The organism is Cupriavidus taiwanensis LMG 19424 (genome assembly GCF_000069785.1).
Classification (GTDB): Bacteria; Pseudomonadota; Gammaproteobacteria; order Burkholderiales; family Burkholderiaceae; genus Cupriavidus; species Cupriavidus taiwanensis.
Window position 1 is genome coordinate 112,788 of record NC_010529.1, and the last position, 25,861, is coordinate 138,648.

23 protein-coding genes and 2 pseudogenes are annotated in these 25,861 nt (G+C 61.2%); 14 read left to right on the forward strand and 11 right to left on the reverse strand.

Annotation, left to right across the window (positions count from 1 at the left end; all coding sequences use genetic code 11):
- Positions 1-96: 96 nt before the first annotated feature.
- From RALTA_RS29395 to RALTA_RS30465, 3 genes are all read left to right on the forward strand, one after another.
- Positions 97-459, forward strand: a complete 363-nt coding sequence (locus RALTA_RS29395; RefSeq protein WP_012354491.1) for a helix-turn-helix domain-containing protein — start codon at positions 97-99, stop codon at positions 457-459.
- Positions 459-1,337, forward strand: coding sequence for an ImmA/IrrE family metallo-endopeptidase (locus tag RALTA_RS27110; protein ID WP_012354492.1), 879 nt, complete (start codon positions 459-461; stop codon positions 1,335-1,337). The genes RALTA_RS29395 and RALTA_RS27110 overlap by 1 nt, the downstream gene beginning before the upstream one ends.
- A gap of 474 nt (positions 1,338-1,811) precedes the next feature.
- Complete coding sequence (locus RALTA_RS30465) at positions 1,812-2,012, forward strand: hypothetical protein (protein ID WP_155892727.1); 201 nt, start codon at positions 1,812-1,814, stop codon at positions 2,010-2,012.
- Between the two features lie 898 nt (positions 2,013-2,910).
- Here the strand turns inward: RALTA_RS30465 and RALTA_RS29415 are convergent.
- From RALTA_RS29415 to RALTA_RS30855, 3 genes are all read right to left on the reverse strand, one after another.
- Positions 2,911-3,759 (reverse strand): hypothetical protein, encoded by an 849-nt coding sequence (locus tag RALTA_RS29415; protein ID WP_012354496.1) that lies wholly within the window; start codon positions 3,757-3,759, stop codon positions 2,911-2,913.
- A complete protein-coding gene (locus RALTA_RS27115) occupies positions 3,759-4,586 on the reverse strand; it encodes a hypothetical protein (RefSeq protein WP_012354497.1) in 828 nt (275 codons plus the stop codon). The genes RALTA_RS29415 and RALTA_RS27115 overlap by 1 nt, the downstream gene beginning before the upstream one ends.
- A 241-nt stretch (positions 4,587-4,827) precedes the next feature.
- On the reverse strand, positions 4,828-5,019 hold the full coding sequence (locus tag RALTA_RS30855; RefSeq protein WP_012354498.1) for a hypothetical protein: 192 nt from the start codon (positions 5,017-5,019) through the stop codon (positions 4,828-4,830).
- Positions 5,020-5,354: 335 nt separating this feature from the next.
- On the opposite strand from RALTA_RS30855, the gene RALTA_RS27120 reads away from it, so the two are divergent.
- The 4 genes and pseudogenes from RALTA_RS27120 to tnpC form a co-directional block, all read left to right on the forward strand.
- On the forward strand, positions 5,355-6,761 hold the full coding sequence (locus RALTA_RS27120) for a hypothetical protein (RefSeq protein WP_012354500.1): 1,407 nt from the start codon (positions 5,355-5,357) through the stop codon (positions 6,759-6,761).
- 54 nt (positions 6,762-6,815) lie between these two features.
- Positions 6,816-7,178 carry an IS66-like element accessory protein TnpA gene (gene tnpA / locus RALTA_RS29430; protein WP_012354501.1) on the forward strand — a complete coding sequence of 121 codons (363 nt, stop codon included), beginning with the start codon at positions 6,816-6,818 and terminating at the stop codon, positions 7,176-7,178.
- On the forward strand, positions 7,178-7,525 hold the full coding sequence (gene tnpB / locus RALTA_RS27125) for an IS66 family insertion sequence element accessory protein TnpB (protein WP_012354502.1): 348 nt from the start codon (positions 7,178-7,180) through the stop codon (positions 7,523-7,525). Before tnpA ends, tnpB begins: the two co-directional genes overlap by 1 nt.
- 29 nt (positions 7,526-7,554) lie before the next feature.
- Positions 7,555-8,823: pseudogene (gene tnpC, locus RALTA_RS27130) on the forward strand (IS66 family transposase); the annotation flags it as partial.
- Between the two features lie 115 nt (positions 8,824-8,938).
- Here the strand turns inward: tnpC and RALTA_RS27135 are convergent.
- Entirely contained in the window at positions 8,939-9,931 is a 993-nt protein-coding gene (locus RALTA_RS27135; protein ID WP_012354504.1) for a DNA-binding protein, read from the reverse strand.
- 572 nt (positions 9,932-10,503) lie between these two features.
- Here RALTA_RS27135 and RALTA_RS27140 point away from each other — a divergent pair.
- Positions 10,504-11,706, forward strand: a complete 1,203-nt coding sequence (locus tag RALTA_RS27140; protein WP_240619770.1) for a site-specific integrase — start codon at positions 10,504-10,506, stop codon at positions 11,704-11,706.
- Between the two features lie 32 nt (positions 11,707-11,738).
- On the opposite strand, the gene RALTA_RS27145 is transcribed toward RALTA_RS27140, so the two are convergent.
- Positions 11,739-14,663 (reverse strand): Tn3 family transposase, encoded by a 2,925-nt coding sequence (locus RALTA_RS27145; protein WP_012354506.1) that lies wholly within the window; start codon positions 14,661-14,663, stop codon positions 11,739-11,741.
- A 168-nt stretch (positions 14,664-14,831) separates the two neighbouring features.
- Between RALTA_RS27145 and RALTA_RS27150 the strand changes: the two are divergent.
- The 6 genes and pseudogenes from RALTA_RS27150 to RALTA_RS27170 all read left to right on the forward strand — a co-directional run.
- A pseudogene (locus RALTA_RS27150) lies at positions 14,832-15,104 on the forward strand (hypothetical protein); the annotation flags it as partial.
- Between the two features lie 48 nt (positions 15,105-15,152).
- Entirely contained in the window at positions 15,153-15,518 is a 366-nt protein-coding gene (locus RALTA_RS29435; RefSeq protein WP_012354507.1) for a calcium-binding protein, read from the forward strand.
- 162 nt (positions 15,519-15,680) lie between these two features.
- Entirely contained in the window at positions 15,681-16,469 is a 789-nt protein-coding gene (locus RALTA_RS27155) for a DUF6884 domain-containing protein (protein WP_240074692.1), read from the forward strand.
- A complete protein-coding gene (locus tag RALTA_RS27160; protein ID WP_012354509.1) occupies positions 16,466-16,798 on the forward strand; it encodes a hypothetical protein in 333 nt (110 codons plus the stop codon). The genes RALTA_RS27155 and RALTA_RS27160 overlap by 4 nt, the downstream gene beginning before the upstream one ends.
- Positions 16,799-17,118: 320 nt before the next feature.
- A complete protein-coding gene (locus RALTA_RS27165; protein WP_012354510.1) occupies positions 17,119-18,066 on the forward strand; it encodes a tyrosine-type recombinase/integrase in 948 nt (315 codons plus the stop codon).
- A gap of 428 nt (positions 18,067-18,494) precedes the next feature.
- Positions 18,495-18,926: an HU family DNA-binding protein gene (locus tag RALTA_RS27170; protein WP_012354512.1), complete on the forward strand. Its 432-nt coding sequence runs from the start codon at positions 18,495-18,497 to the stop codon at positions 18,924-18,926.
- An 854-nt stretch (positions 18,927-19,780) separates the two neighbouring features.
- Here RALTA_RS27170 and RALTA_RS30860 read toward each other — a convergent pair.
- The 6 genes from RALTA_RS30860 to RALTA_RS27205 all read right to left on the reverse strand — a co-directional run bounded on the left by RALTA_RS30860 (position 19,781) and on the right by RALTA_RS27205 (position 25,812).
- Positions 19,781-20,299: a hypothetical protein gene (locus tag RALTA_RS30860; protein WP_012354514.1), complete on the reverse strand. Its 519-nt coding sequence runs from the start codon at positions 20,297-20,299 to the stop codon at positions 19,781-19,783.
- An 85-nt stretch (positions 20,300-20,384) separates the two neighbouring features.
- Complete coding sequence (locus RALTA_RS27185) at positions 20,385-20,615, reverse strand: hypothetical protein (RefSeq protein ID WP_012354515.1); 231 nt, start codon at positions 20,613-20,615, stop codon at positions 20,385-20,387.
- Between the two features lie 168 nt (positions 20,616-20,783).
- Positions 20,784-21,284 (reverse strand): hypothetical protein, encoded by a 501-nt coding sequence (locus RALTA_RS27190; RefSeq protein WP_240074693.1) that lies wholly within the window; start codon positions 21,282-21,284, stop codon positions 20,784-20,786.
- An 84-nt stretch (positions 21,285-21,368) separates the two neighbouring features.
- Complete coding sequence (locus RALTA_RS27195; protein WP_012354517.1) at positions 21,369-23,690, reverse strand: AAA family ATPase; 2,322 nt, start codon at positions 23,688-23,690, stop codon at positions 21,369-21,371.
- Complete coding sequence (locus tag RALTA_RS27200; RefSeq protein ID WP_012354518.1) at positions 23,678-24,208, reverse strand: hypothetical protein; 531 nt, start codon at positions 24,206-24,208, stop codon at positions 23,678-23,680. Before RALTA_RS27200 ends, RALTA_RS27195 begins: the two co-directional genes overlap by 13 nt.
- A 176-nt stretch (positions 24,209-24,384) precedes the next feature.
- Positions 24,385-25,812 carry a metallophosphoesterase family protein gene (locus tag RALTA_RS27205; protein WP_012354519.1) on the reverse strand — a complete coding sequence of 476 codons (1,428 nt, stop codon included), beginning with the start codon at positions 25,810-25,812 and terminating at the stop codon, positions 24,385-24,387.
- Positions 25,813-25,861 lie beyond the last annotated feature (49 nt).

The window sequence follows — 25,861 nt, forward strand, 5'->3', positions numbered from 1 at the left end:
TCATCTACAATATGACGAATTCGTCATGCTCCTGACCGAAAGAGAGGCCCCGCGGGGCCATGACGAATCAGTCAATTTTTACTATACGCTTTCGTCATGTCGCAGTCAACACCCCCGCCCACCTCACCGTCCGCCGTCTTTCCAAGTCGATTGCGAACGGCGCGTGAGTATCGCGGCCTGAACCAGGGCGAACTAGCCCAAAAGGCCGGGATGCAGCCGTCCGCGATTTCTCACTTCGAAACTGGCACCCGAAAACCATCCTTTGATAACTTGCGCATCTTGGCTGACAGCCTTGATGTCACTACTGATTACCTTCTAGGCCGTGTTGAGGACTTCAAGGCTCTGGCTGGAGCGGATCGCCTTCATAGGCATTATGGGTCACTTCAACCATCGGACCGAAAGATGGCCGACGATCTGATAACCATGCTTGCCAAGCGCGCGCAGGAAAAAGGCAAATAATGATAAAAGCCGATCCCTATGCCTTTGCCTCTCTCGCCGCGGAACAGATCATCAAGGGCCTTGGGATCGCTGCACTTCCGGTCGACCCTAAAGCAATCGCTCGCGACTGCGGCATCGAGGTGGTCGCGAAGCCCATGGAAAATGAAGGTGTCTCAGGAATGCTTGTCCGGTATGGCAATGACTTCGCCATTGCCTATGCCACGCACCATGAGAATGAAGGCTTTGAGAACTTCAGCGTCGGTCACGAGCTAGGCCACTACTACCTGCCCGGCCACGTAGATGCCGTCATCGTTGGCGACGCCGGCTCGCATGTGTCACGCGCAGGATATTTGTCTGGAGACAAGTATGAAGCGGAGGCCGATCGCTTTGCCGCAAGCTTCCTGATGCCTCGCCATCTGTTCTTTCCGGCACTTGAGCGTGCCGGTGTCGGTCTTGCGGCTATCGAAAGACTTGCGGTGCTGTGCAAGACGTCCATCCATGCCACGGCAATTCGATATGCGCAATGCACTCGCGAGGCTGTGGCGATCATCGTTAGCCGCAGCGGCATCATTGACCACTGTTTTATGTCTGAGGCGCTAAGGAATCTTGATGGGATTGATTGGCTTAGGAAGCGGAAAGCGGTACCGCAAAATACAGCCACCTACGCGTTCAACCAGGACCCGGTCAATGTGCGACACGGGAACCGCGTCGAAGAAGGTTCAAATCTCCAACACTGGTTCGGCGGCCGACGCAGCATCGAGATCTGCGAAGACGTTGTTGGTCTTGGCCGCTATGGCAAAACACTGACAGTGCTTTACGACATCGACCTACCCTCCCCAGAAGACGAGGAGGAAGAGCGATCTCTTATCGAGTCTTGGACCCCGCGATTCAAGCGATAGTAGGCGGACGATGCAGCCTAGCGAATTTTTATCGATATAGTGGGCGGCGTTTAGCCGCCCACTATATCGATAAACGGGAAGGACGTATGCTTGGCGACTTACTACCATCGGCTATCCAATTGCAGCAAAAGGACCATCCCCGTGTCGCGCTCGGAACGGCAACAGCGCTCAACGTCAATGCGAGACTGGCCGCCAGACACACGAAGCGCGTTGCCCTTTGGCGACATCTGCCGCGGAAGGTCGTGGAATGTCGGTCGGCCCCGCGCCGCGCCTTGCCTTCTGGCCGGCCTTGGTGTTGCCCCGCGATCGGCAATAGACATACGGGGGGGCTATGTCAAAAACCGTGAGAGGGGAGCGCCTTTGTTGCTGCTGTCGTTTGCCATATGACCCGATTGTAGGAAACCGGAATTAGCCGGACTACTCCAGTTCGCCGGACTGAAAATCCGGAATTGGCCGGACTGGCTTGAAACCCCCATGACGCTGAGCCAGGACCTGACGGTCCAGTTCCCGTCGCCAATTGGCTTGTCGGAAGTGCAATGGATGGATCAAGAAATCGGCGAGGCGGCCGTCAATATGGGAAACTTCATTTCCTGTCTGCGCCATGCGTTACGCCCCCATCCAAGACCAGCACCTCGCCATCCCAGCTTGCGACCGCGTCTGGCGGGCGCAGCCTGAACGACGTTTTGACGTCGAAGACCTCATCCAAGCATGCGTTCCAGACGCCGCTACCTGTGATCCAAGCTTTGTGGCGGACGGGATTCGGGAGTGGTTTGATAGTTTCGGGGTCGGCATTCCGACGTGGCGGGTGGCGTCACAAGATGGATAAGATGGCCCGCACCGGCGCTACGACATTTTCGACCTTGACTACCTGATTGCCGTCAGCGTCGGCCAACGGCCGAGGCCGTGTGGAAGCGCTCCGAGGACGCGCTGCGCGCATCCATATATGCAACTCATGCTGGGTGCTTCCAATTTTGGCCCCTGACCGGGGTCCCTTTGATTTCTCTGCAATTTGAATGTGTAGCGACCCCTAGCATTCATGCGGCTCTCCGGACTATGCCCACCTGAAATTCCCATTAAATCAATAGGTTGCTGTTACGAGTCCAGCGCGCATGCGGGTGGCGTCGGCCAACGGCGTTCGGCGTGTGCGATCGCCGCGACCGTCGGGGCTGGCCGCGCCCTGTCGCAAGGCCTGGCAGTAGGCGAGCAGGAGCTGGCGCGTGAGGTCGGACAGCGGCCCGCGCCCCTGGCGGCTCCCACCAGCCAATCAGGCGGCGCAATTCCGCAGATTCTGGTGATGGCTACGGAGTGGGTAGCCGCTCGGCCGGCCCGTGCCAGGGCTCCAGTGGAGTAGGACCATTGGGAAATGGCGGAAAAGGACAAGTCAGCAAGTGTCTGATTTGACGGCGATTTCAACTGAGCATCGCCCGGAAACCCGTATGGGTGCTAGGGGTGGCTACCCCAGTAAATTGCGCGGAAATCAAAGGGACCCCCTCTCGGCGCACCGAAATGTGTGTAGGTCTGGCAGCACAACCACTGTCAAGAAAAAGCTCGCCGAGGTGGGTTGATAGGCCGCTTAGCGATTTGTTATGAGCCAGCCTTCGAGTTGCCCAGCCAGAGCATCGGGCCGCGTATCGGAATACGAAACGACGCCCATATCCTGCACTTCCTCAAGCAACTGGCCGGTCTTTTTCGCTATTGCCATTTCGACCGGCGTCTCCGGATCAGGCAAGACAACGAACAGCGCGGGTGGCGCCGCGTGTCGATGTGTAAGATTGTGCGCAACAAGAACGTCTTTTAGCGACTTATAGACGTGACGCTCGACAGTTTGCATACTGGAATATCGGGCTGAGAGAATATTCCCAAAACTCTTCCCATTGTCTAGTCCCACATGCAGTTTCCTTGCGCCGATGGTCAATTCACGATTTGGCACAAAGATCTTTCTCGATAACGAAGCCAGGGCTTTGCGCATCTCCATGTATGCCCAATCATCATCCATCGGCGATTCGCGTGGCGCAACATCGACCCAAAGAGCGCCAGCTTGGCGTTTGAGCAAGCTTGTGAGTTCCTTCTCGACATGATCCGTGGCAAGGTAACCGCAACTCACCATCCGCACGTGTGGCGTCCCAGTCGCTGCTTTGGAGAGACCCTCTCGGAAGCTGGCGCCAATAGCGTTTTCGATGCCTTTCACCAAATCACGAAGGTCAGTTCCGCTCAGCGCATCTCCATAAAGACTTGAAAGCTTGTTAAACGCCGGAAGCCATCGAAGGAGCGGACGCTCGTCCCCCTTGATCACCGCCGCGACGCCTATGACAAAGTCCTGCTGACTGGCCAGGTCCGGACGGAAGAAAACGGTCGCCCACTCTCCAGTAAAGACTGGCTCGCGTACGGCCGCTGTTCGCGAAAGAAGAAGTGAGAGGTCCATTAGATTAAGCGCCCGCAAGCTTGCGCAAGCGTACCATTGCTGGCGCGCGTGCTCATGTATTCAACGATCGTGTCGATCTGCTCCGAGTCCAGGAGGCCGATTAAGTCCCTACGCAGTTGGTTTGACACTTCCGGCCAGATGTCTTGCGTCTTAAGACCCTCCTGTAGCACTGATGCATACCACGACGAAAGTTGGGATGCCGTCATCTCCCTCTGTGCCGCGAGGTTGAGTTGATTTCCGGCCGTCTCGTCTGGCCAGGAGGAATGCCAATAAGGGCCTCCACCTACCGCGCCTTGGTCGATGGCAACGTACTTCATATCGTCCAAGTATAAGAAGTTGGCATCACTTCGATCGCTGTTACCTGTGGCATGGTCAACACCAGTGAGGATGTGAGCAAACTTGCTTCTAAAGAAAGCGGCAAGCTGATCCTGGTCGAAAGTGGACAGACGGCGCAAGAACCGGAACGGTTTGGCATTCTGCACCAACGTGGCAGCCCAGCACACGGCCAGACCTGTACTCCGATCTACGTAGGCTGTGACATCGGCATCGAAGACTGGCAACATCTCCCGGTTCAGCAGAATGACTCCTCCCCTCGCTGGCTGGTCGACTCCCCTTACGGCATTCGCCGTAAAGCCGATGACCTCGTTTGCCACGCCGCACGAATCGGTTGGGTAAAGCTTGATCACCGTATCTTCCGGCTCACTTGCCCCTGGCCACAGAACGCGCCCCACAAAAACAGGTTGAGCGCCTGTCGCGTGGACAGCATCGTGGTCACTGACCCAGCCCGAAAATCCACAATACGCATCTGCGTGCAAGACGCTAATCAAGGCCGCTCCCTAGAAGGTATCGGCTCGACGACATGCGGCGACCCGATCTAATGTTGCGCATCAGGCGCTCAAAGCGCTTGACGGAGTATTGTCCTTGGTCGGCAACCGTGGCGCAAGACAGACGCCCGAAAGTTACGGATAGCTATCACGTGTCGACTAGCCATCAGGGAAATCTGGCAAGCGGGCGCGCCAAGATAAGGAGAATCCGCTATCACAAGGAGACCCCTCGGTATTGACGCCGCTATCCGACCCGATAAGACTCCCCGCTCTGCCCCGCATTGACTGCCCGCCACAGCCAGTCCGGCATCTCGCCGGTCCCGTCCCAGTTCTGTCCGGCGGCGTTGCGGTACCAGACCACCGGCGGCGGCGGGGGCGGTGGTGGAGGGGGCGGCGGATCGAAGCCCCCCGCTGCTGCCAGCTCCGCCATGGTCATGTCGTAGTCATCGTTGCCGTCGCTATCCTTGCTGTCTGCCTGGTTGGCGCCGGCCCCCACCGGCGCCCTCCCGCTCGCGCGGCAGGCGTAAGTCTGCCAGCAGTTGGCGCGCTAGCGCCGCCTCGGCTTCGGCGCGCTCGGCCCCGGCGCTGCGCCGTGGCGTTCTGCAACCAAGCCCAACAAGGGCCCTAACCAAGATACGCCCCCGACTGCGTTGACAGTTCGTTGATACCCAACTCAAACGGCAGGAAAATTACTCTCCCGTCGCCGACGAAAGCAGCCAATGGCGCTCCACGCACAATCTGCCGCTATCATGCCTGTACTTCGACTCCGCAGTGTGGTACGGCACACTTGGCACGGTAATGTATGGGATCTTTTTCAATACCCTTAGTTATCAGGCAAAACGCTTCAAGAAGCAGTGGCGCCGGGAGAACACCGAGCGGAGGGCAACCAAGTACTCAAGACTGCATGGTTGCCTGGTGTATTGCGGCAACCATCTCGCTGCCTTTTCCTTCTCAGTGTTTGCGGCCGTCCTCTTTGCCGCGATTCTTTGCTTAACACTGCCCGAGTATCCCGGACTAGTCCTCGCGCACGCCAAAGCTAGCGACTCTCTTCCCTACTTCACAGCACTGTGGGGAACGCAAGCAACGCTCGCGGCATTGTCCTACCCAATAGTGTTCGCGTTCGTTGCTGTCAACCTCCAACAGCGGGCAACGGCAAAACTTGGCCTGAAGGTCTATCTTCTGGACTCCGGAGCGCTCGTCTCGGGAACCAGTTCGGTCTGCCTACTTGCCTGGATGACCTTTCAGTACTTCTTTGTTCCCTATCACGAAGCGGACTTGGTTGCCTCCTTCATGGCGGGCAACGTCGGATGGTTTCTCCTCAATGCAGTTCTAACCGGCATTTTCCTTTTCCGCACAGTCCTCTTCCTCTCTGATACCCACCGCCTAAGAGCAATCTCCAGTTACGCTGTCCATGTGGCACTGCCGCGCGAGATGGCGCTGCGCCTACCCACTCAGCTACTACTCGCAGCAAAGCAAAACGGATGGGTACCGAACACGCCAGATGATAGCGATCCGACTCAGCCCAGAATTGAGTGGTTCCGGCTAGGCGACGACGAAGCCTGCGTGGAACTGACCAGCCGCCCTGGCTTGCGGATCGTGGACATTCGCCTTCGTCTACTTGATTGGGCCATCCGCCTATGGATGAGTCGGCTGCAAGAAGCGCAGAAGATCGAAATGACGGACTGGAGCGCGCAAGATGCTATTGGTCGGCAACCATGGCTTTTGCTTCCGATATGTCCTGGCACACCAACGTCCAGCAAGACGCCTATCTGCAGCGTACGAAATGCTCCCCCGCCCGGCGTGCTAGCTCGAACCCTACTGCGGTGGTCAATAGATCTTGGGCGCCCCAAGGATCCCGGTGACGACGAAACCGTAGCAATACTTACGGAACTAGTCTCCGAGGTTGTGTCGCTACTGGAAAAGCGACACTCCGACGCAGCCATTCAACTGGTGGTCCACGTCGTGGACGTTCACGCAACGCTGCTAAATGCAAGTGTCTTCAAAAATGCTGAAGGAGAGCTCGAGCACATTGGACAGCTGCAAGACGGCAACTTCTTCCGCACCATTCATGAACGATGGGTGGACGAATATCGTAGCCTGGCAGAAGCTGCTATCGACACCATTGAAAGCGACAACCGCTTCTTTCGTAAGCGTGGCCCCAGCACCGTCTGTTCATGAAGAGCCATAGGCGGCAATCTGGTTCCCACCAGAATTTGGTGGGAACCAGAAGAAATGGAAATCAAGGCGCGGGGTCGCCGGCGAGGCTCCAAGAACTACTCGAAGGAATTCCGCACGCAGGTCGTGGCGGAAACGCTGGACCCGGCAAGCTCACTGGCAGAAGTTGCGCGCTCGCATGGCCTGAACGCGAATCTCGTGTCGAAGTGGCGGCGGGATTATGAGCGAGCTGCGACGTCAGCATCCGAGCCTTCGGAATTATTCCTGCCCGTTCAGATAGCATCGCCGCCGAGGCCGGAGCCGATTGGATCGACCGGGCTCGTCATCGAATGTCGTGGCATGCGTGTGAGTTTCGAAGGCAAGCCCGAGCCTGATGTCCTGCAGCTCGTGCTGGCGAGCTTGCTGGGAGTGGGTTCGTGATGCCGGGCCTTCCCGCTGGAACGCGGGTGTGGCTGGCTGCTGGTGTGACCGATATGCGCTCTGGCTTCAACAGCCTGGCCGCGAAGGTGCAGACCGTGCTAGAGCGGGACCCGTTCAGCGGCCACGTGTTTGTGTTCCGTGGCCGACGAGGCGATCTGGTCAAGGTGCTTTGGTGGAGCGGTGATGGCATGTGTCTGCTGATGAAACGGCTTGAACGCGGCCGCTTCGTCTGGCCTCGTGCGGATGGAGGTGTCGTCAGCCTGAGCCAGGCGCAGCTCTCAATGCTGCTGGAAGGCATCGACTGGCGACAGCCGGTGCGCACGGCGGAGCCGATCTCGGCGTTGTAAACCTGAGTGCCGGCGCGTAGACTGCTGGCATGACGACGGCGAACGCGTACCCGGACGACATCGAAGCGCTCAAAGCCCTCTTGCTGGAGCGCGATGCCCGCATCGGGCATCTGCAAGACGTGGTCGAATCGCAGAAGGCAGCGACGGCAACGGACAAGGCGGAGATCGAGCATCTCAAGTTGCTGATTGCAAAGCTGCGCCGCATGCAGTTCGGCCGTCGCTCGGAGAAGCTGGACCGCCAGATCGAACAGCTCGAACTTCGCCTAGAAGAACTCGAGGCCGACGAAGGTGCCGCACCCATCGAGATCCACAGGACGCCGCGTACGGCACCGGAACAGGTACAACGTAAGCCGTTGCCAGAACACCTGCCGCGCGAGTTCCAGACTCATTGGCCCGAATCACGTGATACCTGCACGGCATGCGGTGCGCCGATGAAGCAGCTTGGCGAGGATGTCTCCGAACAGCTCGAATATGTGCCAGCGAGCTTCCGGGTCATCCGGCATGTGCGACCCAAGCTGGCGTGTTCATGCTGCGATCACATCGCCCAGGCTGCTGCGCCGAGCCGCCCCATCGAGCGAGGCATGGCTGGCCCGGGACTGCTGGCCCACGTGCTGGTCGCGAAGTTCGCGGATCACCTGCCGCTCTACCGACAGTCGGTGATCTATGCGCGTGAAGGCGTCGAGCTGGATCGCTCGTTGCTGGCGAAGTGGGTTGGTCACAGTGCGGCGCTGCTGCAACCACTCGTCGACACACTGCGTCGACACGTCATGGCGGCGACGAAGCTCCATGCCGACGATACGCCAGTGCCGGTGCTCGCGCCAGGCAATGGCAAGACTAAAACTGGACGCTTGTGGGTGTATGTGCGTGACGACCGGACGTCGGGCGATGCTACTCCGCCGGCCGTCTGGTTTGCCTATACGCCGGACCGCAAGGGCATCCACCCGCAGCAGCATCTTGAATCGTTCAACGGGACGTTGCAGGCCGATGCCTACGGCGGCTACCAGGCGATCTACGAAACGGGACGGGTTGCCGAAGCAGCGTGCTGGGCCCATGCCCGGCGGCAGTTCTACGAATTGTATGCAGCTCGCCCCAATTCCTTGAATACCGAGGCCCTGGAACGCATCGGCGCGCTCTACAAGATCGAAGAGCAGATCCGGGGCAAACCACCCGATGTGCGCCAGGCGTATCGACAGGCGCAAGCGCGTCCACTACTCGATCAACTCCACGCGTGGCTGAGAGCCACGTTGGAGACGCTCTCGCGCAAATCTGACACGAGTCGAGCGATCCTGTACGGGGTAGTCGTCCTTTTCGTGCAAAATCTTACGGTTTCCTCCAGATTTTCCTTGTGAATCAATGGGTTGAAAATCCGCCGATTTCGCAAGAGCCATCCTTTTTGTGCAAAACCTTACGCATTCAAGCTGCCGGACCAGCCACGCCGAGCTGTGTCCGATAGTCGGCCAGCAACTGCTGCTGGGCGTCGAGCCGTCCGGTGACCTTGGCCAACTCGCCGGCCAGGCGCTCGCGCGCGGCACGCTCGGCGGTTAGCTCGTCCGCTTGCTGCTGGACCGCGGAGCGCAGGGCATCGCGTTCGGCTTCCGCACGGGCTTGATCGACGCGAGCTTGGTTCAGCCCGGCATGTGCCTGTTCCGCCTGCGTCTCCAGGCCGCGGCTGCGTTTGGCCGAGGCGGCAATCTCCGCGACCAGCCGTGCGCCGTCCTTGTTCAGTTGCGTGATCTCCCCCTGCTTGACGATCAGCGCCTGATTGGCTTGCCGGGTTTCTGCCTGCAGTTGTTGGACCTGCTGCTCGTGCCGGCGTGCCTCCTGATCGCGCTGCTCTTTGCTGGCGTTGCGGAAGTGTTCCAGTGCTTGGTGTGCGTGCTGCAGCTTCTCCTCCAGCGAGCGCCGGAAGCCTTCGTGTTCGGCCAGCCGTTCGGTGAGATCCTGGACCTGCTGCGCCAGCCGTTCGGCCTCCAGGGCCCGCTGCTGCAGCGCCGTCTGCGTGTCGCTGTGCGCGGCCCGCACTTCGGCAACGGTGGCATGCGCCTGCGCCAGTTCGGCGCGAAGTGCGACGAGATCAGCGGACAGCTTGTCGGCTTCCGCTCGGACCTGCTGCCGCTGTGCGGTGGCGGCCGCGACCTGCTGGTCGACCACTGCCTGCGCTTCTTCGTGCAGCCGTGCCGCCAGCCTGCCTACCAGATCCAGGATGGCATCGGAGGTCGAGCCGGCCCGCTGGAGCGCCCCGCCTTCCTCTTCTTCCAGTTCCTTGAGATAGCGGTGAATCGTCGTTTTCGAGCCGGTATTGCCCAGCGCGATACGTATTGCATCGATCGACGGATGCTGCCCCTGGGCCATCAACGAATCGCGGGCGCGTTTGACATCCAGACGGCTTAGACCGGCACGGGCCATGGTGCTCCTATAATTTGATACCGTATTACGTACTATGTATATACATACCAAATGGAGCCGTCAAGCAAGCGGATTCTCGTCGATTTTTGACAGGTGATAATGGCAGATTATCACGTGTGAGGCCCTGGCGAGAGGCTCTCCAACCGGCCCGCTAGTACGAAATGGCTCACAGCCTCTGGGCAACCTTCCGCGGTCTCGACCGGCCCGGGCGTTGTTGCACCTGGGCAACTCTTGACGAATGCCCCTTACCGGCAAGATCGTGCGCCCGCACACCTGCTCGCGATCTACGGCGCCATACGGACCCGATCACGGAGAAGTTCAGGCAGCTGGGCGGCGCAGAGCGCCCTGCAGCTCCTCACGAATAGCCCCGGACGTGGAGCGATTCGAGGTGGCGAAACGCACAAGAGGATTCCGAAATGGTCATGGAGGCCAGACAAGCGCGACAATACGCATCCGCACCATCGCTATTTGCTCCCCTTGGCCATGCACGACGTCGACCGATACCTGGAAGCCGCCACCCGCGACAACACGCGGCGAAGCTACCAGGCAGCCATTCGTCATTTCGAGGTCGAATGGGGTGGTTTTCTGCGGCTAGCGCCGACAGCATCGCGCGTTACCTGGCCGAGCACGCGCAGACGCTATCTATCAACACCCTGCGTCAGCGCCTGGCTGCAATCGCACAATGGCACGTCTCGCAAGGCTTCCCAGATCCGAACCGGGCGCCACACGTGCGGAAGGTGCTCAAGGGCATCCAGGCATTGCACCCCGCACAAGAGCGGCGCGCCAAGCCGCTGCAGCTCGCTCAGTTCGAGCAACTGGTGGTGTGGCTCGACGCCCAAATTGCTGCGGCCTCGATGACAGGCAATGACCACCACCTCCAGGTCCTGGCGCGCAACAAGGCCCTGGTGCTGATTGGCTTCTGGCGGGGCTTCCGGTCGGACGAATTGAGCCGGCTGCAGATCGAGCACATCACCGTCGAGCCCGGCCGGGGCATGACGATCTTCCTGCCGCACACCAAGACGGACCGCAACCACGCCGGCACGACGCACAAGGCGCCTGCCTTGTCGCGCCTCTGCCCGGTGGCTGCCTATGTGGCTTGGTTGGCCGCGTCAGGCTTGGCAGCGGGCCCTGTGTTTCGGCGGATCGATCGCTGGGGACGGATCGCCGAAGCGGGGCTGCAAGCCAGCAGCGTCGTGCCCTTGCTGCGCAAGCTGTTCCAGGATGCGGGGCTGCTGCAGGCGGACCGCTACAGCAGCCACTCGCTGCGGCGCGGCTTTGCCACCTGGGCAAACGCGAACCAGTGGGACCTCAAGATGCTGATGGAATACGTCGGCTGGAAGGATGTCCGCTCGGCCATGCGCTACATCGACGCGGCAGACCCATTCGCGCAGCACCGTATCGAAGCAGCGCTGGCACCGCCACCAGCCACCCTACCGTCGGCGCCGCCGCCCGAGCGACGTCCCACGGTTCCGCCCAAGCCCGTGCCTGAAACGCGGTTGACGGTTGACCTATACATCGAGCGCAACAGCAAATTCGTGCGCGGCAAGTCGAAGGCGCGCCGCTGGATCGAGCAGTTCTGCCTGTCCCAGTACCAGATGCGCGTCTTCGAGCAGCGCCGCCCCCGCTATGAAATCGTCATGCCGTTCACCGCAGGGCCGGAGCTGGAGAAAGCCATCGAGGTGCTGCTCGCGGACATGCACGAAAACGCGGACCTCTGCAATTGCTTCATTGAGGTGACGTTGCACGATCCGCTGACCGATACTCACTGGAGCTGATCAGTCTGGCTCCGGAGGGTCCGTTCTTCTTGCTACACCGCACGCCGCTGCGGTGCCACCTCAAGCAGGCTGTCTTGATACAGGTGGATCGGAAAGCTCATGATGCCCCGGAAATTCACATGCGCGAAATGTGCGGGCCCCATGCGGCGCAGCCAGTCATCTTCAATCCGTTGCCCCTTGCGGCGCCAAGCATCGGCCGTCGTTTGCATGCGCTGGGTGTTCCAGGCAATCACCAGATTCGTCAGCAGCGTCAGCGATCCGGAAATCGCGATCATTTCGTCCTGACGGCGCCCGCGATCATGGTGTACCTTGCTCGAGTAAATGGCACGCTGGAGCTGGTGCACCGACTCCCCCCGGTTGAGCAGCGTGCGCAGCTCCCGACGAAACTCGATGTTGCTGAAAAAATCGCACAAGAAGAGTGTGCGCAGCATCTTGCCCAGATGATCAGCTGCCCGATGAATAGGGTCGCCTTGGGCGGCGCTGCCGAACCGCTGCAGCGCGACGATTGCACTCACCCGGCCCGAGTGGATGGAGGCGATTAGGCGCAGCAAGCCATCCCAGCCGTCGCGGATTGCCTTGAGCGAGATCTCGGGCGAGACGGCGGCCGACAGTCCATCCGTTACCTGCAGACCGCGCGGCAAATACAGCTTGCGCTCCGACAGATTGCGCAGCCATGGGCATAGATCAAAGCCGAGCAATTTGGACACCGCCATCCCAACGCTCGTGTATCCATGGGTATCGACCGCGAGCCGGAGCAGCCCGCCGTCGCTGCGGGTCTCATTGTGGCGCATGACCCCTTCAATGGCCACGCCGGCCTGGCGTTCGTTGAGCACCATGGGCTGGTTATAGACGATTCCGTGCTGGTCCAGCACGTGCGTATAGATCCCGACGGCATGAGTGCGACGTCGAGGATCGGCGCGGGCATAGAACAAGTGTCGCGAGGTGTCCAGGCTCATCGAATCGCTGGACGCCTGTTGACCGGTCCCCCATAACTCGGTGATCGGGTGCGTGCGCTGGAATTCCACTACCCGTTCGTTCGCTCGGCGCAGCCGCCCGGGCATCTCAAGCGCGCGCATCGCGGTGGAGACGTGCGCCGGATCGAGCTTCGGAATCATGGCGGCGACACCCTTGGCGTCGAGCTCGGTGCCATGGGCGAGCAGCGCGGCGTAGAGCGTGATCAGTTCGTGCGCGTCCCCGTTGCGTGCCAGCAGCACTTCGCTGAAATTGGTACGGGCATCCATCTCGAGGATCATGTCGGCAAACTGCGCGCTGCCGATGTCCTTGAAGAGCAGATCACGGGTGCGCGTGGGGATGCCATCGCTTTCCGCCGCTTCGAGCGGCGACAGATGCAGCACGCCGTTCGTGTCGATCGTGACGTGGCCTGCCGCACGGGCCTCGTCCAGTGCCGCGAGGCCTGCCTTCAGGTGATCCATGAGGGGATTGAGGTAGGTGTCCGCCTGGTTCGGCAAGTCAAGCGTGGACAGATACCGGTCGCGCTCAGAATCCCACTGAGCGGGCGGGATCAGCAGTTGATCGCGTTCCCGAAACGACAGGCTATGGCTGATCCACACGGTGCCGCGGCGCAGCCCCTTACGCAGGCCCGTGATCGCGCAGGCTTCCATCGCGCGCAACGCGCGCTTACGGTCTTCGCCGTCGACCAGGTCACGCCAGCTCGCGCCCACCGACACATTGCAATCGGGCGGCAATTCCGTCGCGCCTTGGTCGTGCAGACTACCGATGAACTCAAGCTGCCGCAGGGCCGGATCGGTGCTGTTGCTGGCAAATTCCAACTCCCGCAAGGAAGTCACGAGGTTGCGGATACGGTGGTGGTCTTCCGTGAGCGTTTCGCGCACGCTGGCGGCGTGGCTTGCCGGCGGTTTGGCCGATAGGCCTTCAAGCAGCTTGCCGATGTCGGCCAGCCGTTCTTCGGCCGAGCGGCGGGTATCGTCAACCAGGGCCTTGATCTCGACCATTTGCTGCCGGTATTCGCTCGCCGAGCGCGCTTGCTTCGTCGTGGTCTTGTTGTAGGCCTGCCGAACTAGGTCGGAGACGCGCCGTCCGGTTTGGTAGAGCATCGCGTCCGTCAGCTCCAGCAAGGTCACACGCAGGAAAAACACCAGCTCAATCGTACGCGTGGAGGTCTTCAGTTCGCGGACTTTGGCGGGACGGCGAGCCTGGATACGCTGGCCACAGGCGCGCTGCTTCTCGATCGGAATGGCATCAAACGCCCAAGTATGCGCGCCGAGGCTCTTCAGGAAGCGGATCTTGGCCAGCGTCTCATTCATGGTTGAGGGGCTGTGCCGTGCTGGCGGGGTCTTGAGCCATTCCAGCACGGTCGTTCCCGCTGTTGCATGTTGGGCGAACACGGCAGCTTCGGCTCCTGCTATCTGCGCCAGGGGGACGACCGCCTCAATCGACAGCAGCAAATCTCGCTCGATGCCCGCCCAAATTGAGCGAGCCAGGCTCAGCAGCGCTCGTGTCGAAGGAATCAGAATCCGTCGCTCATACAGCCAGTAGTGGGCGTGCTGGATCAACTCCTCAAGGGAAAGCGATTCGGCGGCATCTTGCCGCATCCAAGCTCCGAGGCCTCTCCAGTGATCGTCATCGATTCGTGTCAAGCCGAGGTATTGGCAGGCCCAGACCTGGTGTTCATACAGCGTCGGATATCGCTGATAGATGGTGCGCAGCGAGGCGATCGTCGGAGTTGGTAACCCCAGCTTTTCGCCCACGTAGCGCAAGAGCTGACGGGGGAGTGTGTTCAGTTGGTCAAGGGTACGGCCACTTGCCCGCAGAAATGCCAGCTGGATGGCGGCTCCGGCACGGCCGGCACGCCGAAATTTCTGGTTGATTGCGGCAACGTCGCTGTCGGTCAGCGCGAAATAGTACTCGACATCGAATTCCGACAATCGAGAAGGCAAACTGTCTTTTCCCACATAGCGAAATTCCAAGCCCGGCATCTTCCGCCCCCATCCAGGTGACACGATCCGAAATCGCGGGCGGACATGGTACTCCCGAAGTCACTTGAGGGCAGCAGGCAGCTGTCTGCTTTGCCCGGAGCGCCTTATAAAGAAAGGCTTTGCGGGGAAACCGTAAGATTTTGCACAAAAAGGACGACTACCCCCGTTGAGAATCAGGCCACCGACCGCGCGCACCGTCTCGGGCAAGACAAGCCCGTGTTCGTCTACAAACTGATCACCGCGGGCAGCGTCGAAGAGAAAATCGTCGCGATGCAGGAACACAAGGCAGCGCTTGCCGAGGCCATCCTGTCGGAAGCTGGCGCCGGCGCCGCCAAGTTCTCCGCCGAAGACATCGAGGCGCTGTTCGAACCGATCCCGGCTGCACCCACCGTCGTCGCGTTAGCCGCGAAGCCACGGGTTCGTACCAAAGCGGGAACATAATCTGGCCTTGCTGCGACGCATTGTCGGCATCTGACCACCCCAAACCCCATGGCAAAGCCAGGCGTCAACCAACACGAACAGCGAATCTCGATGGAGATTGTGGTCGACGCGTACACCGAAGAAGAATGCGCGATGGCGTGGTACTGCCATCTTGAGGACAGCCTAAGCTTTCCCTTCGAAGCGCGGGTACATCAGGCCATGGCCGCGTCCCCGCTACGTGCTGGCGAGCGAGTCTCCGTCATCGTCCTCGCTCATGACCAGCTGTGCCGCGTTGCCATCTTCGTGCGCGCACAGCACAACCGGCGTGAACTCGTCGTGCCCCTTGCCCAGCTCGTTCCGGTCCGAGCCGACCAAAGTACTCGACTTGCTGTCTCCGACTGGCACTACTGGTGCGACCAAGGTTACAGCTTCTGAGTCCCACACCGTCGCCGACTGCGTCCTCCGACTGAGTCACCACGAACAATAAACACCTGACGGCCGCGAAGGGCCCGTTCGACGTCTTGTCAGCCCACTCCGCGTCAGGCGGCGGCGCGTGGTTGCCTTGACTTTGGTGGCGGGTCTGTAGAGTGAAAAGCAATGCAACGCAACTCCATGCCCATGCTTTCGACTATGCAGCTTTCCCTTTTCCCCCACGCAACAATACCCCGCCCCGATGCCAGCGAGCCGGTCCTGCTCCTGATGGCCTGCTCGAGCACAAAGCTCGATCGGGATGCGCGCGCCATCGACCTATACCGGGGCGTGATGTACGAATCGTACCGGGCACACGTGCGCAGCGATGCGGCGCCCCGTGTTTTGATCCTATCCGCGCGCCACGGTTTCCTGCAACCCGACACCAAGATCGCCCCCTACGATGAGCCCATGACGCGGCAACGCGCCGACCAAATGGTGGCCGACTTGTCGCGCTACCTGCGGCCCGCTGCGTGGCCAACCCGTATCGGCAAAGTGATGCTCGCCGGGGGCAAAGAGTATCGGCGCGTCATGCATGCCGCGCTGGCCCGCCAGTACGGTCCCACACTGCCTGCCCTGCAGGAAACCAGTGGTGGCATCGGCATGCAGCGGTCGCAGCTCGGCGCTTTCCTGGACGGCTTGACGTCGGTCTTCCGCCACCGGATCGGCCAGCATGCCAACGGCACACCGCTCTATCGTGGGTACGGATGGATCGAGGCCGGCGCCATCGCCACCCTGCTCTACCGGGCCGCGCCCGCTCTTCCCTCGCGCCAGGCTCGCGTGCTCTCCGTCTTCCAGGGGCCGGGCGGCCCCACCGCCGACGTCGAAGTGGAAGAGTTCGTACGCGGCCGCGCGAAAATCTGCCCGCGTTGGGTCAGCGTCCGGGATCTCCATCCGTCCACCGAGGTGCTGGCATGAGCGATTTTGACCGACAGCTGCATCGGGATGCGGTTGAGCTGTGCCAAACCGGGCCAGCAACGCCCGACAAACTCGTGGCACTGGCCCATGCAGGGCTCAAGGCGTGGGCGAAGGTCGGCAATCTGCAGTTCCCTCCCGAAAGGCGGTATGCACTGCTCCAACAAATCATGCGTTACTGCGCCTGGGAATGCCTGCTGGCGTGCTGCTTCACGCAGGCGGACCGCTTGGAGCGGATCGCGGAGATGCTGGACGCCGCCTACCCTCGCTACGCCTGCACCCGCGCACGACTCGACGCGCGCCGCAACCGCTATGGACGCCCGCGGTTCTGACCACTGACTGGCAGTGTCCCGTCTCACAGTAAATGGACGACAGGCTCCCGAAGAATCAACAAGTTGGACTCCTGTGTCTCAAGATAATTGGGCTGGATTCTCACAGTAAGTGGGCTAATGGTGCGATCTGTCTCACAGTTAATGGGTACACGGAGGCGGCGTCCCGGCCGGTTTGCCACCGGTTGGCACCTATATAGTCCTCCCTCCGCCTTTTACCCAACTTTGAGAATCCAACCCACTAACTGTGAAACAAAACTCAACAACTTTGAGACGTGACACTGGCAGTCATATCCGCCGCGTAGCGGTGGCAGGGGTGTGCGATGGGCCAAATTCAGTATATAACAGCGTGCATGACCCAAATGGACTCCCTCTGGTTGAGCAACCCAACGCAAGCGTACGGGGACTGGCAGGTTCGCGAAGCGGCCGGCGCTGATGGCCGCCCCTTCTCGGCGCGCTCGATCGTCCAGCATCAGGCGATGTTCGAGCATTTTCGTCGGCATCTGCTAGCAAGAGGCACGACCATTGCCTCATTTGGCACAGCCGACGTCGACGCGTTCTGGCAAACCCACAATGGCCGCACATACTCCCAGGCAACCCGCATGCGGTATGTGAAGTTGCTGGACCGGCTGTGCCGACACCTGGTCTTCACCGGCGTACGGCAGGACAACCCAGCCGCTGCCCTGCTTTCAGCTGAACGCTGGCCAGACCAGGAGCCGACGCCTCAGTTCCTGACCGAAGCCGTGGACGCACGGCTGCAGGCGTATCTGCAATCGCCTCCTGACGATCTGGCCAGTTTGCGCAGCCAAGCAATTGTCGCGGCATTCCTCGGTACCGGCATTACCGCGGCGGAAGCGCGCGCAGCCCGCTGTGCGGATCTGTGGCCGGACGCGACGCCACCCTACCTTGTCGTGCGGGCACATGGACTACGAGACGCCCGAACGGTTCACCTGGCCAGCTTCGCGGTACCGCCGCTGCGGGCCTGGAGCACTCGGCGTGCGGCCCTAGCCATCGAGGGCGAGTTGCTTTTCACGCTTACCCCAGAGGGTCTGCCGATCACCGACATGAGCTTCGGCCGAATCGTGTCTGAAATCCTCAACGCGATCGGCGCCACCAACGTCGAAACGAGCCCGCGCACGCTGCGCAATACCTTCTGCCGCCGCCAACTTCTGGCGGGCCAACCACGGGACGAAGTCAGCCAAATGCTCGGACTTGCCAGCAACCGGACCTGCGACCGAATTTTTGCCACCATCCATCAACCAACAATCTAGCGGAACACGCTAGCGCTACAGAGGGACCAACAATGCCGGCACCGTACCAGAGCCATATGGACATCCCGCGGGACACTGTCAAAGCCATCTACCGCAGCGCGATTGATCCGCGGGCTAGTGACGGCGAAGGTGCCGCCTGGTGGGACGCTGTCGCTGCGGAAGTGCTGGCCGTCGCTCGCGCGGAGATGAATAACGCCGCAGCCGCGGCCATCATTGCCTGGTGGCATCATGACTGGAGCCAGGTGAGCGATTCGCCGAAGGCAGCTGCCGCGCGTATACGCCGCGCATCCCGGGCCCTTTCACGGCGAGTCCGCCAGTGAAGTGCGGGGAATTTCCTGCTTGCATAGGCGCCGGGTTTTGCTATTCTTCGCCGGTGCGCTGCAGGTCAGATCCGGCTTGCAGGCGCGCATTTCCAACCAGATACGACCATGGCCACGAAAGCGAAACCTGTAGCAAAGACTGCAACGAAGACCGCAGCTAAGAAGGCTGCCCCGGCCAAAAAGGCCGCTCCTGCCAAAAAGGCTGCCGCTGCCGCCCCGGTAGCCAAGCCGCTGAAGGACACCTTCAACAAGTCCAGCCTGCTGGCACACCTGGTTGCCCAGACCGAGCTGGACAAGAAGACCGTTCAGACCGTGCTGGCTCACCTGGAGAACACCGTGCTGAGCGCGGTCCACAAGAAGGGTGCTGGCGAATTCACCCTGCCGGGTCTCTTCAAGGTGTCGGCCATTCAGGTGCCGGCCACCAAGAAGCGCTTTGGAAAAAACCCCTTCACTGGCCAGGAGCAATGGTTCGCCGCGAAGCCGGCCAGCGTGAAGGTGAAGGTGCGCCCGCTCAAGAAGCTGAAAGACGCTGCCGCTTAATCGCCTAAAAGGCGTCAACGGGAAAAGGCCCGACATCCGAAGATGTCGGGCCTTTTCCCATGTAAAGACAACAACTAACATGAAGGATTTCAAGAAGAAGCGGGCCCGCAGCCCGGAGTGTAACGGGCCCTCCCGTCGATGGTTTAGCGAGTAAGCTTTTCGAGAGAGACTCGCGCCATGTCTGGCAAGGCTCGAACGAAGAATACGTCGGCCACGTAGTAGCAGGCGATGAACTCCGCGACTTCATCGATTACCGATTCCGGGTCTTGGTCACCAATCCAGAAGCAAAAGATTGAGTCATTGTCGGATTCCGGTTTTTCGCTTACAGGCAGCGTTCCCGCCATGTGCGTTGGACATGAATCTGCCCATTCCGCTGGGCAGCTTTCCCGGAAGGGAATCAAAGTCAGCGCTGGCGCATAGGGTACTTTGAGCCGTGCTCTTGGCGTCGATCGCTGCTTAGACGACCGACCATCGCCCGGGCCGGCATGTTGTTGTCCGGAATCCCCAGATGCTGTCTGGTCACTGGCGCTATGGGCCGCTGAGAGCGCGCCAGAGAGACTCTTATTAATCATGATTGGTTCGAAATAGAAATCGCCCTCGCCCCATTTGGGGCACCGGGCACGATTGAGGCAGGATTTTAGGCGCGTACTGCAGCGCTAGCGCTACGAAATCGATGACAGCGTCTGCCTCGTCTGGGAGGCGAAGAATTCCCGCTCGTAACCACCGACCCGCAATACCTCGCTAGCCAGTTGGCTGAAGCCGGCGCGCGCCCTCCGCAGGGCCGCCAGAGCCCATCGAACTCCGAGTCATGCAGCCCGATATTGACAATCGGGTTCATTGACGCTCCTTCAGTGTCAGCCAGCAGCAACCTGCGGATGCAGTCTGCGAAGCTCCTTCGGGTTGGTGTTGATGTATGTGCGCATCCCGTCCAGCTCGATCACGAGGTGGTGGTCAAGACAGGCGGCATACGACGATACCTCGACCTCCTTGGCCGACTCAAAGGCGGCCAGGACCCTCGCACGGTCAACGTCTGCACCCACCCATGCAAACACGCGGATGAATGTATGTACCTTCTTGCCGCGAGGCAGCAACTTTGCGGCGTGTTCCGCCGAAATCATGATTTTTGTCATAGTGTGAGATGTAGATTGCAGGCCAGCACCTGCACGATTGAACGAGAAATTCGCTTCGCGCTTTACGTGAATGTCACCACGGCCGTCAGACCGGATCGTGGATCGAGTCGGACAGACTGGCCAGGGTTCAAGCTTTGGAATCCGCTCCATGACCTCATAGGCGGGCACGCATGAGCCCGGCTGCTTGCCGTCCATGTCATCGATGCTGGGCCCCATGATGGCGATTACGAGCATCACACTCATGAAGTCGCTTCACCGGTTGTTGGCCGGGCCTTCTATAGGAAGCAATAAACCCTCGATGAGCGAGGGCGGCATGTGCGTGCATGGCTCACAGCCAGCCCGGACGAACAAGTTTCATGAGCTTTCGCGTGTTGCGTAGGGCCCGCACGCGAAGCACGATACACAACGCTGCCATGGCTGCATCAGCGCCGAAGCAACACAGCAACTGCCAATGGAGAAGGGCCGCATCGGGAGTCGTGACGCGAAAGTACAGCGCCAGCGACAGCATCGCCACCACAGCAAGGACAGCAGTGCCAGTAACGCGAGAGTGGATAAACATGGACAGGCTCCGGAAATGGACGGAGCCTTGCCCATAGGGAAGGCCCCTATGGGTGAAAGAAATTTGCTGACTGGTGCCAGCGAGGTCGATGCGTCGATGACGCGGGTAGTAGTCAGATTCTAGCGAGAAGCGCACGCGGCGACAATCCGCCGTCGAGGAGGCCTACACTCATTTGTCGTCCGAAGACGCGAGCATGGCGACCTCACAGAGGACATAGCGCGAGAACATCGCGTCGAAGTCCTCTTTCTGCTTGCCTGAGAAAAAGACACCGGCCACGTCGCCGTGGTCGATCTTCAGGCGCAGCTGCACCGCCAGACAGGCTGCATGCAGGGCATCCTCCACCAGCCCCGAAATGAGCATGCTTACCTTTTCCATCCCGCTCGCCAGCCAAGTATCCAGTGCCTGCTGGACCTGGTTTGCCGCCTCGCAAAACGCTTCAGCATCGCTTTCGGTGACGCGGGGAAAGAGGCGCGGTAGGTCGCCATCGTCCGCACACAGTCCCCCGAATTCGTTGGCGTCGACGTAGTCGTGAAGCGCGCTGAAGGTCTTTACTGTCGGCGGTATGCGGCCCGAAGCGATCTCCTGTCGGATTTGAGCCTTTCCCAATTCGATCGCGTTGGCGACGAACTCCTCCTGCTCCGCGGTCAGCTTCATTGTCGTTGCATTCATGGTGTCATCTCGGAAGTCATAGAAAAAAGGCCCGCACCCCTTTCGGGAATGCGGGCATGATCAGAAAGGAACGGAGTCGCGGCGCTACAGAGCCGCGAGCGCCACGACGTCGATGACGGCATCGGCTTCATCCACGAGATCGGGCGTCTGGCTGATGAAGAATTCCCGCTCGTAGCCGCCAAGCCGGAGCACCTCGCGCTTCATCTGCATGAAGGCACGTTTGCGCTCCGGATCGAGCGGCCCGTCCGCTTCGTCGGTGAACAGGGTCTGGAACGGCTGCTGCGTGTCTTGCGCCCGGTACAGGGCGATTCCACGCGTCAGGCATTCGTTGATCCACACCTTCTGGCCGCCACTCAGCACCGAGAAATCCTTCGTCGTGCCGTTGTCCGCGTCAAGAACGCTGATGGCGAAGCCCTCCCGGGCGTCACCATTGGCCAGCTTCGTCTGGGTCTGGATGGCGACCGTGAAGCGCCTTCCGTAGCACGCCAGCAGCAGGTCATTGACCATCGCGGTGATGGCAGGGCCCGCGTCGTCGATCGACAGGGCAATGACGCCATCGTTGCCGAGACCCTTGGCAAGCAGCTTCCATTGGGCAATCTCGTCGGACAGGCGCTGGACCCGTGATTCCAGACCGTCCAGCCCGGCAAGCTCCCGCTCGATCAGACTGCGCTCGGTGGCCAAGGCGCTTTGCCGGCGGATCAGCGATTCGATCCGGCCGTCCAATGCACTGACCGCCTCGCGGCTGGCTGCAAGCCGACGATCGAGATCGGCAACGAGGCCCGTCACGTCCGTCACAGCCAGGCTGTCGCGCTCGCGCTGCAGGCTCGCCAGTTGCGTGTCCACGTCACGGATATCACGGTCGAGCCGCGCCTTCCGTTCGGTGTCCTCCGCGTCCAGGGTCACGAGATCGCGTTGCGCCAAGTCCAATGCGGCCGCCGAAGCATCGAGCAGAGGCTTCTTCGCTGCAAGCCCCGTGAGGCGCTGCAGATCTGAATTGCCCTGCTCGACTTCCTGCCGCAGCGCTGCAACGGCGCGGCGCACCTCATTGAGCCGCGCCAGCGCTTGGCCCAACTGCTGCAAGGCTTCCTGCTTTGCCTTGTAGCTGGTACGCAGGTTCGCCACTTCGATGACCTGTGGCTCGAGCTTGCCCTTGGCTTCGCGCGCTTGGGCCAGCAACGGACAACGCGCGTGCATGTCATGGCCAGCGCACGGCACCTGGTCCATCACTTCCGTCTGGGCCTTTAGCGTCTTGACCAACTGCGCCGCCACCGAGCCGCGGGATTCCATCCCCCTTAGCTCACTGGCGATCGCCGCGTGCTGGCCGGCAACGGGCTCCAGATCGGCAAGCTCCTTCTGCAGGCGGTCGAGTTCGCCGCGATGGCGGCCGAGAGCCAGCTGCGCTTCGTCACGCTGATGGGCTGCCGCCTTGATGGCTTCAGCCTGTGCAAGCGTGGACCGGTGCTCCGCAGCAAGGCGTTGCAGATCCTGCCGCCGCGCCGAAGCCTTCGACGCCGCAGCACGGGCGTCGCCGGCCAGCTGCTGCCGGCGGCCCGTCAGTTCACGATGGCGCTGGTCCAGCTCGCGCAAGCGTGCTTCGGTTCCGGCAGAAGCGGCCTGCTTGGCCGCCAGCGTCGCACGCTCCTGCTCCAGCTTGCTGCCGCTGGTGAGCAGTTCTGCGCGGCGGGCGCGCTCGGCGTCGAGTCCTTCGTCAATCTGGCAAATCTCCTGGGCGATCGCGTTCACGGTGTCGCGCTTGCCGGACAGCACAAGCACGTCCCGCTGCACCGTCTCCAAAGCCCGGTTCAACGCCTTGGCGACGTCGCCTGCCTTGGCCGACAACTCGCGCAGGTGGTCGATCCCGAGCAGCTCGGCGAGCAGCTTCTTGATCTCGGCAGGCTGATAGGTGGTAAGCGGCCGACGATTCTGGGCAGAGAAGACGCTCGTGAAGAATGCCTCGGCCGAACCCAGCACCGCCTCGAGGCAGAGACCATAGGTCTCCGCCTTGCCATCGGACAACGTTCCGTCGGCCAACTGCACCGGCTTCCAGTCGCCACCCACCTTCTCGAACAAGTAGTACTCCGCCTTGCGGCTCTTGCCCGGGTTACGGAATGCGAATGCCGACCGGTAGATCTTGCCGCCATGTTCCCATTCGAGATCCTTCTCTCCGCGCGGGGCGCACAGGTGGTCCCAGTACGAAAACGCGTCGGCCGACATCTTGGCCGCGTGGCTGGGCATGATCGGATACGGATGCAGGTTGTCCATGATCGTCGTCTTGCCGGCACCGTTCGGGCCGACAATGGCGATCAGCCCAGCGGGCAAGGAAGAGAGGTCGACGGTAATGCTGTCCCGTTGCATGCCGTCACGGATCCCGTGGAATCCTGCGAGGGTCAGCTTCAGTGGGCGCATTCGGACACCTCCATGCCGGTAAAGGAGTGGAGGTAGTCCGGCGGCACTTCCATCACGTCATCATCCAGCAACGGCATGTCTGCCGTCATGGATTGTTGGGCGGTGGGTGCGTCATGCGCGGGGTTGCCCGCGATCGCGCGCTCGACCGAGCGGCGTGCGGCCGCGAACTGCGCTGCGGCCATCGTCATGAGAGCATTCCAGTCCCCCTCGCCGGTCAGGGCGCGGAGTTCCAGCTCGCTCCACTGGGAAGCCAGGCCATGCGAGAACGACCAGATGAGGTCCTGCAGTTCCTTGGATGGCGCCACGGCATAGAAGGTGTTACCACCGGCCTCGCCCAGCGCCATCACCAGCATGTGGTCATGCTTGGCAATGACCGCGCCCCGGCCTGCGCCAAATGGCTCGTACAGCGTGCATGGGGTGAATCCATGCTGATCGGTCAGGCGCTTGGCCATCTCCGAACGATTGATAGACGTCTCGTCGACGAACAGCCACTGCGGGCCGGCGTGGTACAGGACCATGTTGCACTCCTCAGGATAGGACGGAGTGCGCCCCGGACGGGAAGCACCCGTCAGGGACAATGGAAAGAAATGGATACTGCTGGGTCGATGCGTCCAGGACGCGGGGTGAAACCGGGTTTCGACTGCCACAAAGGCAGTCGGAACATGGCTTGCATGCTCAAGGTGTTGGCGTATTGCTACGCAAAAAGGTCGTCGGTCAGCCACTCCATCTGCGGCGCTGCTGGAGGGGTCAAGCCCAGTGGTTCGGCACGCGTAGTTGGTACATCATCGACGGGCGTCGCGAACGGGCTGGCTCCGGATGGGAAATCCTCCGACCAGGCGGGCGATTCCGCGGGTTCCGGCGCCGGCATGCCGCGCAACTGCTCAAGCACGCCGTCAGCAATCGACTGCGCGTCAAGCGATTCCAGTAGCGCCAGCCGTTCCGCGAGAGGGCCTGTTGCAACACCGGTCAGTTCCCCCCACCGCGAAAGCTTCTCGAGTAGGCTTGCCGCACGGCTGATGCCTTCGGCACGGCTGCGCACGGCGGGCAGGACGCGGGCTTCGATCTTCAGCTCCGCGCTCTTGCCGAACAACGCCATGATGGCGTCGCGGTCGACCAGCTGCCGATGCTCTTCGTTCACCGTCCAGCGCACGCGCACGAACTTGTCGGCAGCCTCGGCCGCAACGGCAGCCAATGCGTCCATGTCCGGCGGGCCATCGAAGTCCACGCAGACCGTCTCGCGCGCGGGCGTCTCCACCAGCTGCGCGGTCGCCCGGCCCGGAACGATGTCCCATTGCAGGTATCCTTTGGCGCCGATCTCGCCGTAGTGGAAGCGTCCGATGGAGCCTGGATAGGCAACCACCCTGCCCTCCCGCTCCCATTGCTGGGCACGGTGGATGTGGCCGAGTAGGAAGCCATCGCACTCGGCCTCGAACAGGGCTCCGATCCTGAACTCATGATCGAAGCCTGCCATGGGCACGCCGTGCTCGGTCTGGCAGCCATTGACCGTGCCGTGCGAGACGCCGACCGTGGCGATTCCCCGACTGCGCAAGCGAGCGTTCATCGTGCCCGCCGCCACCAGGTAGCTGGCCAGGTGGTCACCCACCGCGGTTGCCGCATTGGCCACGCCAGCGGCCGCAGCCAGCACCGCCTTGTTGACAGTCGGCACGCAGGTGAAGACAACCTTGGGCATGCCGTGTTGGGCCAGCAGGGCGTCAAACTCCGCGTCGGTGAAGATGGGACCACCAGACGGGTGAAACGCGCCGTCACACACCGCCACCTGGTGGATGCGATCAGCGACGTACACCGGATACTGCGCACCGATGAGCCTGAACACGTCCAGCGTGCCGGGCGGTTCGTGGCTAAATGTCCCTTGTAGCATCAAAACCGGGCAGTAGCCCGAGAGCCGATGGATGCGCCGCGCGAGCGATCCAAACGCCGGCGTGTGCGCATCGAGTCCGTGGTCCGTCGAATCGCCGGACACGACGGCCACGTGGCAGCCGGAGACGATGGCATTTTCAACTGCGAATCCGAAACACCGGTCGGCCTCGGCGAGGTTGCCGGGCGAGTAATGCAGGTCAGAGAAGTGGGCAAGCCACAAGGGTTCGCTCTCGTTGAGCATCATGCTACCTCCAAACGAAATGTGCCGGCGAAGTGCGGCAGGATTGAGTAGG

Bases quoted from the DNA above. Each gene is read 5' to 3' on its own strand.
- RALTA_RS29435 (WP_012354507.1), top strand. From the start codon at position 15,153: ATGGCAAAGCCAGGCGTCAACCAACACGAACAGCGAATCTCGATGGAG.
- RALTA_RS30855 (WP_012354498.1), bottom strand. From the start codon at position 5,019: ATGACCATGGCGGAGCTGGCAGCAGCGGGGGGCTTCGATCCGCCGCCC.
- RALTA_RS30465 (WP_155892727.1), top strand. From the start codon at position 1,812: ATGACGCTGAGCCAGGACCTGACGGTCCAGTTCCCGTCGCCAATTGGC.
- tnpB (WP_012354502.1), top strand. From the start codon at position 7,178: ATGCCGGGCCTTCCCGCTGGAACGCGGGTGTGGCTGGCTGCTGGTGTG.
- RALTA_RS27140 (WP_240619770.1), top strand. From the start codon at position 10,504: ATGGGGTGGTTTTCTGCGGCTAGCGCCGACAGCATCGCGCGTTACCTG.
- RALTA_RS27155 (WP_240074692.1), top strand. From the start codon at position 15,681: ATGCAACGCAACTCCATGCCCATGCTTTCGACTATGCAGCTTTCCCTT.
- tnpA (WP_012354501.1), top strand. From the start codon at position 6,816: ATGGAAATCAAGGCGCGGGGTCGCCGGCGAGGCTCCAAGAACTACTCG.
- RALTA_RS27195 (WP_012354517.1), bottom strand. From the start codon at position 23,690: ATGCGCCCACTGAAGCTGACCCTCGCAGGATTCCACGGGATCCGTGAC.
- RALTA_RS27165 (WP_012354510.1), top strand. From the start codon at position 17,119: ATGGGCCAAATTCAGTATATAACAGCGTGCATGACCCAAATGGACTCC.
- RALTA_RS29415 (WP_012354496.1), bottom strand. From the start codon at position 3,759: ATGGACCTCTCACTTCTTCTTTCGCGAACAGCGGCCGTACGCGAGCCA.
- RALTA_RS27145 (WP_012354506.1), bottom strand. From the start codon at position 14,663: ATGCCGGGCTTGGAATTTCGCTATGTGGGAAAAGACAGTTTGCCTTCT.
- RALTA_RS27170 (WP_012354512.1), top strand. From the start codon at position 18,495: ATGGCCACGAAAGCGAAACCTGTAGCAAAGACTGCAACGAAGACCGCA.
- RALTA_RS27110 (WP_012354492.1), top strand. From the start codon at position 459: ATGATAAAAGCCGATCCCTATGCCTTTGCCTCTCTCGCCGCGGAACAG.
- RALTA_RS30860 (WP_012354514.1), bottom strand. From the start codon at position 20,299: ATGAGTGTGATGCTCGTAATCGCCATCATGGGGCCCAGCATCGATGAC.
- RALTA_RS27205 (WP_012354519.1), bottom strand. From the start codon at position 25,812: ATGATGCTCAACGAGAGCGAACCCTTGTGGCTTGCCCACTTCTCTGAC.
- RALTA_RS27160 (WP_012354509.1), top strand. From the start codon at position 16,466: ATGAGCGATTTTGACCGACAGCTGCATCGGGATGCGGTTGAGCTGTGC.
- RALTA_RS27190 (WP_240074693.1), bottom strand. From the start codon at position 21,284: ATGAATGCAACGACAATGAAGCTGACCGCGGAGCAGGAGGAGTTCGTC.
- RALTA_RS27185 (WP_012354515.1), bottom strand. From the start codon at position 20,615: ATGTTTATCCACTCTCGCGTTACTGGCACTGCTGTCCTTGCTGTGGTG.
- RALTA_RS27135 (WP_012354504.1), bottom strand. From the start codon at position 9,931: ATGGCCCGTGCCGGTCTAAGCCGTCTGGATGTCAAACGCGCCCGCGAT.
- RALTA_RS29395 (WP_012354491.1), top strand. From the start codon at position 97: ATGTCGCAGTCAACACCCCCGCCCACCTCACCGTCCGCCGTCTTTCCA.
- RALTA_RS27200 (WP_012354518.1), bottom strand. From the start codon at position 24,208: ATGGTCCTGTACCACGCCGGCCCGCAGTGGCTGTTCGTCGACGAGACG.